At 71.5% G+C, this 7,247-nt stretch carries 6 protein-coding genes and 1 pseudogene; 6 read left to right on the forward strand and 1 reads right to left on the reverse strand.

From position 1 onward, the window contains the following. The 4 genes and pseudogenes from MVA01S_RS32195 to MVA01S_RS27645 form a co-directional block, all read left to right on the forward strand. Positions 1 to 165: pseudogene (locus MVA01S_RS32195) on the forward strand (MSMEG_0567/sll0787 family protein); the annotation flags it as partial. Then, a complete protein-coding gene (locus MVA01S_RS27635; RefSeq protein WP_003929660.1) occupies positions 162 to 1,013 on the forward strand; it encodes a carbon-nitrogen hydrolase family protein in 852 nt (283 codons plus the stop codon). The pseudogene MVA01S_RS32195 and the gene MVA01S_RS27635, both read left to right, overlap by 4 nt. Next, a complete protein-coding gene (locus MVA01S_RS27640) occupies positions 998 to 2,092 on the forward strand; it encodes an MSMEG_0565 family glycosyltransferase (protein WP_003929661.1) in 1,095 nt (364 codons plus the stop codon). Before MVA01S_RS27635 ends, MVA01S_RS27640 begins: the two co-directional genes overlap by 16 nt. Positions 2,093 to 2,099: 7 nt before the next feature. Next, entirely contained in the window at positions 2,100 to 3,092 is a 993-nt protein-coding gene (locus MVA01S_RS27645) for a magnesium transporter CorA family protein (RefSeq protein ID WP_003929662.1), read from the forward strand. On the opposite strand, the gene MVA01S_RS27650 is transcribed toward MVA01S_RS27645, so the two are convergent. Next, complete coding sequence (locus MVA01S_RS27650) at positions 3,070 to 4,173, reverse strand: NAD(P)/FAD-dependent oxidoreductase (RefSeq protein WP_003929663.1); 1,104 nt, start codon at positions 4,171 to 4,173, stop codon at positions 3,070 to 3,072. The two genes, MVA01S_RS27645 and MVA01S_RS27650, sit on opposite strands and share 23 nt — an antisense overlap. Positions 4,174 to 4,250: 77 nt before the next feature. Here MVA01S_RS27650 and MVA01S_RS27655 point away from each other — a divergent pair, with 77 nt between their 5' ends. Beyond that, a complete protein-coding gene (locus tag MVA01S_RS27655; RefSeq protein WP_003929664.1) occupies positions 4,251 to 4,823 on the forward strand; it encodes a DUF3060 domain-containing protein in 573 nt (190 codons plus the stop codon). 25 nt (positions 4,824 to 4,848) lie between these two features. Beyond that, the coding region (recC, locus tag MVA01S_RS27660; protein WP_060941777.1) for an exodeoxyribonuclease V subunit gamma at positions 4,849 to 7,247 on the forward strand (2,399 nt) is incomplete at its 3' end.

Here is a 7,247-nt window from a genome sequence, read left to right on the forward strand (position 1 = left end):
GGGATGCTGACCGCGGGCGGGACGGGCGCGGCTCCGCTGCCCGAGTCGGTGGCCACCGCGGTGTGCGGCCGGCTCACCCGCCGGCCCGGGGTCCGTCTGCGTTGGCCCGACGGGGCGGTGACCGCGGCGCTGCCCGGCGCGGTGACCGGTCTGGGTACGGCGTGAAGCTCGCTGCGGTCGCGGCGCATTTCGGCCGCGACGTCGACCGCGGGGTGGCCAAGGTGGTCGGCATCATCGAGGCGGCCGAACGCGACGGCGTTCAGCTGCTGGTGTTCCCCGACGCCTGTCTCGGCGGCTACCTCGGCGATCTGCGCAGGCCCGACCCGGCCGATCCTCCCCCGGCTCTCGACCCCGACGGGCCCGAGATCGGCGCGGTGATCGCCGCCGCGGGTCCGATGACGGTGTGCGTCGGCTACGCCGAGGCGGCCCCCGGCGGGGGGCGCTACAACTCGGCGATCTGCGTGTCCGGCGACGGCGTGCTGGGCGCCCACCGCAAGGTGCACCAGCCGGCCGGCGAGTCGCTGGCGTACCTGGCCGGTGACACGTTCGCGGCGTTCGACACCCCCGTCGGGCGACTGGGCATGCTGATCGACTACGACAAGACGTTCCCCGAATCGGCGCGGGCGCTCGCGCTGGACGGGGCCCAGATCGTCGCCGCGCTGTCGGCGTGGCCGGCCAGTGTCACCGACCGGGCATCGCGGCTGCCCGCCGACCGCCAGTCGAGGTTGTTCGATCTCTACGACTGCGCCCGCGCCGCCGAGAACCAGGTGGTCGTGGTGTCGGCGAACCAGACCGGCGTGATGGGGTCGCTTCGCTTCCTCGGTCAGGCCAAAGTCGTCGGTCCGGGCGGCGACGTGCTGGCCACCACCCGATCGAAGGGCGGCATGGCGTGCGTCGACATCGATGTCAAGACCGAGATAGCGCGCGCCCGAAAGGTTTTGGACCACCTCGCGGAGCGGCGGGTGGACGTGTACTCGGCGACGGGACGGAACCGCCCATGCGCGTCGCGCTGATCACGTACTCGACCAAGCCTCGCGGCGGGGTGGTGCACACCCTCAACCTCGCCGAAGCGCTCGCCGGTCTCGGTGTCGCCGTCACGGTCTGGTCGCTGGCCAGGCAGGGCGACACCGGGTTCTTCCGGGACGTCGACCCCGCGGTGGAACTGCGGCTGCTCGAGTTCGGTGACCGCCCCGGCGAGACGGTCACCGACCGCATCGTGCGCTCGATCGACACGCTGCACCGCCACTTCACCCCGGAGGCGTACGACATCGTGCACGCGCAGGACTGCATCAGCGCCAACGCCGTCGGCCCGTGCATCCGCACCATCCACCATCTCGACGAGTTCAGCACCCCGATCCTGGCCCGCTGTCACGAGAGGGCGGTCGTGGAGCCGTACGCACGGATCTGCGTCTCGGCCGCCGTCGCGGCGGAGGTGGCCGCAGGCTGGGGACTGCATCCCACCGTGATCCCCAACGGGGTGCGCGCCGACCGCTTCATCGCCGCCGCGGAGGCCGTGGCGGACCAGCGCAGATGGCGTGACCGACTGGGCCGCTACGTCCTGGCCGTCGGCGGGATCGAACCCCGCAAAGGCACTCTCGACCTGCTGGAGGCCTACCATCTGCTCCGGCGGCGGCACACCGACCTCGCGCTGGTGATCGCCGGCGGCGAGACGCTGTTCGACTACCGCGACTACCGTGCCCGGTTCGAGCGACGCTGCGCCGATCTGGGGGTGCGACCGGTCGTACTCGGCGCGGTCGCCGACGCGGACCTGCCGAGCCTGGTGGCCGCCTCCGCGGTCTTCGCGTTCCCGTCGGTCAAGGAGGGCTTCGGGCTGGCCGCGATGGAAGCCCTGGCGGCCGGCCGGCCCGTGGTGGCGCGCGAACTTCCGGTTCTGCGTGAGGTTTTCGGCGACACGGTGCGCTACGCCGCCGACATCGAGGGCTTCGCGGCGCAGCTGGCCGCCGCCCTCGGTGAGGTGAACCGGGTCGAGGCGGGCCGGGCACTGGCCGAATCCATGACTTGGGAGGCGGCGGCGCGGGCCCATGTCGCCTTCTACACCGCACACCCGGCGCCGGGGACAGCGGTGCCATGATGGTCGGGTGACACAAGTCCGGGGCCGGATCTGGCGCGACGGTCAACCCACCGACGACTTCCGGTTCTCGGCGATCTCGGAATGCCTGTGCTCGGACAACACGCTGGTGTGGTGCGACATCTACGACCCCGACCACGAGATCCTGGTGGAGCTGGCCCGGGAACTGAATCTGAACACCTGGGCGGTCGAGGACGCGCTCGCCGACGTGGAGCGCACCAAGGCCGTCACCTACCGGACCCACACGTTCTTCACGGCCTACGGCGTGACCGTGAAAGATCCCCCTCCGCAGTCCTACTCCGACTCGGCCCTGGAGAAGCACCGGGTCTCGGCCTTCGTGCTGCCGCGCGGCCTGATCACGGTGCGGCTGTCGGACCGGTTCGACATCGATGAGGTGTCCCGGCGGTTCGACGAACTCGGCGGCCAGGAGTACGGCGTCGGGTCGCTGGTGCACGGCCTGCTCGACGTGATCGTCGACGGGCACTTCGACGCGGTGCAGGTGCTCGACGACGGGATCGAGGCTCTGGAGGACGTCCTGTTCGACGGTGTTGCACCCGGAAAAGACTTTCAGCACAGAACCTTTCAGCTGCGCAAGGATCTGGTCGCATTGCGCCGGGTGGTCCTGCCGATGCGGGAGGTCGTGTTGGCGATCCAGCATCGCCGATGGGACTCCAACGCCACCGGCGAGCTCGATCCGCTCTATGCCGACCTCTACGACCACGTGCAGCGGGCCTCGGAGTGGACCGAGTCGCTGCGCGACATGGTCACCGCGGTGTTCGAGACGAGCCTGTCGCTGCAGGACGCCCGACTGAACACCGTGATGAAAAAGCTCACCGGCTGGGCGGCGATCGTCGCCGTCCCGACCGCGATCACCGGCTTCTACGGCCAGAACGTCGACTACCCCGGCATCGACACGTTCGGCGGCTTCGTCACCAGCAGCGCGGTGATCGTACTGTTCGTCGTGATCCTGTACTGGCTGTTCAGGAAGCGGGACTGGATCTAGCGGTCAGCGTCCCGACCACCGAGTGCCCCGACCGGTACACGACGGAGAACCCGCCCTCGGCGTCGGTCAGCGTCGACTGGTCGGCATCGCCGCCCCAGCCCCGGTAGGACAGCGTGAAATCACCTATCCGGCAGGTGAATCCGGGAACCTTGCTCCAGACCGCGGGCTGACCGGCCGCGGTGAGGCCGGCGACCAGGCCCTGCTGGGCGGCGTCGCGCCAGTGCTCGGACACCACCGGGCGGGCGGCCGCGACGTTGTAGGCGATCGTGACATCGCCTGCGGCGTAGACGTTGTGGGCCGACGTGCGCATGTGTTCGTCGGCGACCACCCGGCCCTGCCGGGTGGTCAGCCCGGCACCGGTGGCCAGCCGGATGTCGGGGCGGACACCGGTGGCGGCGAGCACGACGTCGCCGTCGACGCGGTCCCCCACCGTCAGGGTCACCCCGGTGTCGTCGACCGCGGCCACGGTCGTCGACAGCAGCACACGCACCCCGGCGTCGGAGAGCATCTCGGCGACCCGCTTACCGGCCTCGAGCCCGAAACGCCGCTGCAGCGGTGCCGGTTCGGGCACCACCAGGGTGGTGGCCACCCCGAGCACGGCCAGCCGGGAGGCGGCCTCGCACCCCACCAGGCCCCCGCCGATCACCACCGCGCTCTCCGCGTACCGGGCCGCCATCTTCAGCGCGACGGCGTCGGCGAGGGAGCGCAGGCGCTGCGCGCTGTGCCCGCCCGGCACGTTCAACGGCACCGCGGCCGAGCCGGGCGCGAGCACCAGATGCCAGTACGGATAGCGCGCGCCCCCGGCGGTGACCACCTCCTGCGCGTCGACGTCGATGTGCTCGGCGGTGATGCCCAGCACCAGGTCGATGTCGTGGCGGCGGAACCAGCCCGCGCTGTGCAGATCCAGGTCGGTGTGGCCGCCGCCGAGGAACTCCTTGCTCAGCGGCGGCCGCGCATAGGGCAGCGCCGGATCCGCCGACAGGATGCGCACGGGGATGTGTGGATGCCTGCGACGGAACGTCTCGGCCGCGCTGACGCCCGCGGGTCCACTTCCGATGGCCAGGAATCCAGGTGCCACCATGGCCCCCGGATACCCGCAGGCCTGCGGTCCAATCCGATCCGCCGTGCGAGCGCGGCCAGGTGTGCGAGCATCGGCCGATGGAGCCGTTCGGCGACCCTGAAGCCCGCATCCGGGACCTGGAGCGCGGCGTCACGTCGCCGTACTACGCGCCGCCGCAGCGGGTGGTGCGCCGGCCGTCGCATCCGGCGGCGCTGTGGCTGATCCCGCTGATCGTGGTCGTGGTCGGCACGGCCGCCGTCGCCGGGGTGGTCATGCTCGTCGACACCGGCGGCGCACCGGGCCAGGCGGTGCCCATCGCCGGCGGTGGCGGACCGCTCGACCCGCCGCCGGTCGCCGGCGCGGGCACGCCCACCGACGTGGCCGACCAGACGGTGACGGTGGAGTCCGGCGCCGCGCTGAGCATCAGCGGGGTCGAGACCAGTCAGACCGTGGTCTGCGACGAGGGCACGGTGACCGTCAGCGGGGTCAGGAACACCGTCGAGGTGCAGGGCCCGTGCGCCTCGGTCAACGTCTCGGGCGTCGAGAACACGGTCTCGGTCGAATCCGCGGGGTCGATCCGCGCATCCGGTTTCGACAACCGGGTCACCTACCGCACGGGTGAACCCGAGATCGCGAAGTCCGGGGTCGGCAACAGCGTCGTGCGAGGCTGAGCGCCTGTCGTAGTCTGACCGCACGATGGGGTTGCACCTGCACCGGGCCGAGCGCACCGACCTGTTGGCCGACGGCCTGGGCGCGATGCTGGCCAGTCCACCGGCCGATCCGTTCGCCGAGGATCTCGTGCTGGTGTCGGCGCGCGGCACCGAACGCTGGCTCAGCCAGCGCCTCTCCCACGTCCTCGGTCGGGGCACCGGCCAGGACGGGATCTGTGCGGGCGTCACGTTCCGGCACCCCCGCTCGCTGATCGCGGAGCTCACCGGCACGGACAGGAACGACCCGTGGTCGCCCGAGGCGATGGTGTGGCCGCTGCTGACCGTCATCGACAGCTGTGTCGGCGAACCGTGGTGCGCCACGCTGGCCGCGCACCTCGGCCACTTCGCCGACGGCGAGGAGAAGTCGCTGCGGCAGGGCAGGCGCTACGCCGTGGCTCGCCGCCTCGCCGGCCTCTTCGACTCCTACGCCAGGCAGCGGCCGCAACTGCTGATCGACTGGATCGACGGCCGTGACGGCGACCTCGACGACGATCTGCTGTGGCAGCCGCGGCTCTACCGCGCGCTCCTGCCCGCCGTCGACGCCGAACCGCCGCACCACCGCCACGCGCGCACCGTGGCCCGGCTCCGGGAAGCGCCGTGCGCGTTGCCGCAGCGGCTGTCGCTGTTCGGCCACACCCGGCTGCCGGTCACCGAGATCGAGCTGCTCGACGCACTGAGCACCCACCACGAGCTGCATCTGTGGCTGCCTCACCCCAGTGCCCGCCTGTGGAGCGCGCTCGGCGACATCCACGGCATCGTGCGCCGCCGCGAGGACATCTCCCACCGCGAGGTCGGCCATCCGCTGCTGGCCACGCTCGGCCGCGACCTGCGCGAGTTGCAGCGCGCGCTGCCCACCGGCGCGCGGACCGACGAGAGCCTCGGCCCAGCCCACCGCCCCGACACTCTGCTGGGCTGGCTGCAGTCCGACCTCGGCGCCAATTCGATTCGCCCACAAGGCCGCACACCCGACGCCGGTGACCGGTCGGTGCAGATCCACAGCTGCCACGGCGCGGCCCGGCAGGTCGACGTGCTGCGCGAGGTGCTGCTGGGTCTGCTCGCCGACGATCCCACCCTGGAACCGCGCGACATCCTGGTGATGTGCCCCGACATCGAGACCTACGCGCCGCTGATCGTCGCCGGATTCGGCCTCGGCGACGTCGTCACCGGCGCGCATCCCGCCCATCAGCTGCGGGTCAAGCTCGCCGACCGGGCACTGACCCAGACCAACCCGCTGCTGGGGGTGGCCCGGCAGCTGCTCGGGCTGGCCGGCGGGCGCGCCACCGCCGGTGAGGTTCTCAACCTCGCCGAGGCCGCGCCGGTACGGTCCCGGTTCGGGTTCTCCGACGACGACCTCGACACGATCGGCGACTGGGTGCGCGAGTCGAACATCCGCTGGGGCTTCGACCGGGATCACCGCCACCCCTACGGCGTCGACTTCCTGCAGAACACCTGGCGGTTCGGTATCGACCGGGTACTGGCCGGGGTCGCGATGTCCGACGACTCCCACGCCTGGCTCGACACCACACTGCCGCTGGACGACGTGGGCAGCAACCGCGTCGAGCTCGCCGGCAGGCTGGCCGAGTACGTCGACCGACTGCACCGCACGGTCGAATCCCTCTCCGGCGCAGCGCCGTTGAGCACCTGGGTGCAGCGGCTCCACGACGGCCTGAACGCGTTGACCGCGGTACCGGAGGCCGACCTGTGGCAGACCAGCCAGGTCGAGCGCGAGCTCAACGACATCCTGGCCGCCGCGGGCACACACGCAGGCACCGAGTTACGGCTGTCCGACATCAAGGCGCTGCTCGACCGCCACCTCGCGGGCCGACCTACCCGGGCCAACTTCCGCACCGGCACGCTCACCGTCTGCACGATGGTGCCGATGCGTTCGGTCCCGCACCGGGTGGTCTGCCTGGTCGGTCTCGACGACGGCGTGTTCCCGCGGATCGGTGTGGTCGACGGAGACGACGCACTGGCCCGTGATCCGAGAACCGGTGAGCGTGACATCCGTTCCGAAGACCGGCAACTGCTGCTCGACGCGATCGGGTCGGCCACCGAGAAGTTGGTGATCACCTACACCGGCGCCAACGAGATCAGCGGCCAGCGGATGCCGCCCGCGGTGCCGGTCGTCGAACTGCTCGACACCCTCGACATCACCACCGCGATCCCGGTTCGCGACCGGGTGCTCGTGGAACATCCGTTGCAGCCCTTCGACATCGACAACGTCACGCCGGGCAAGCTCGGCATGCCCGCCGGGCAGCCGTTCACGTTCGACCCGACGACGCTGACCGCCGCGCAGGTGGCGGCCGGGCACCGTGACCCGCGGCCCGGGCTGCTCGGCGCACCGCTGCCCGCCCCGGCGCCGGTCGACGTCGCGCTCGACGAGCT

This window comes from Mycolicibacterium vaccae NBRC 14118 = CIP 105934 (assembly GCF_001552715.1).
Taxonomy (GTDB): domain Bacteria; phylum Actinomycetota; class Actinomycetes; order Mycobacteriales; family Mycobacteriaceae; genus Mycobacterium; species Mycobacterium vaccae.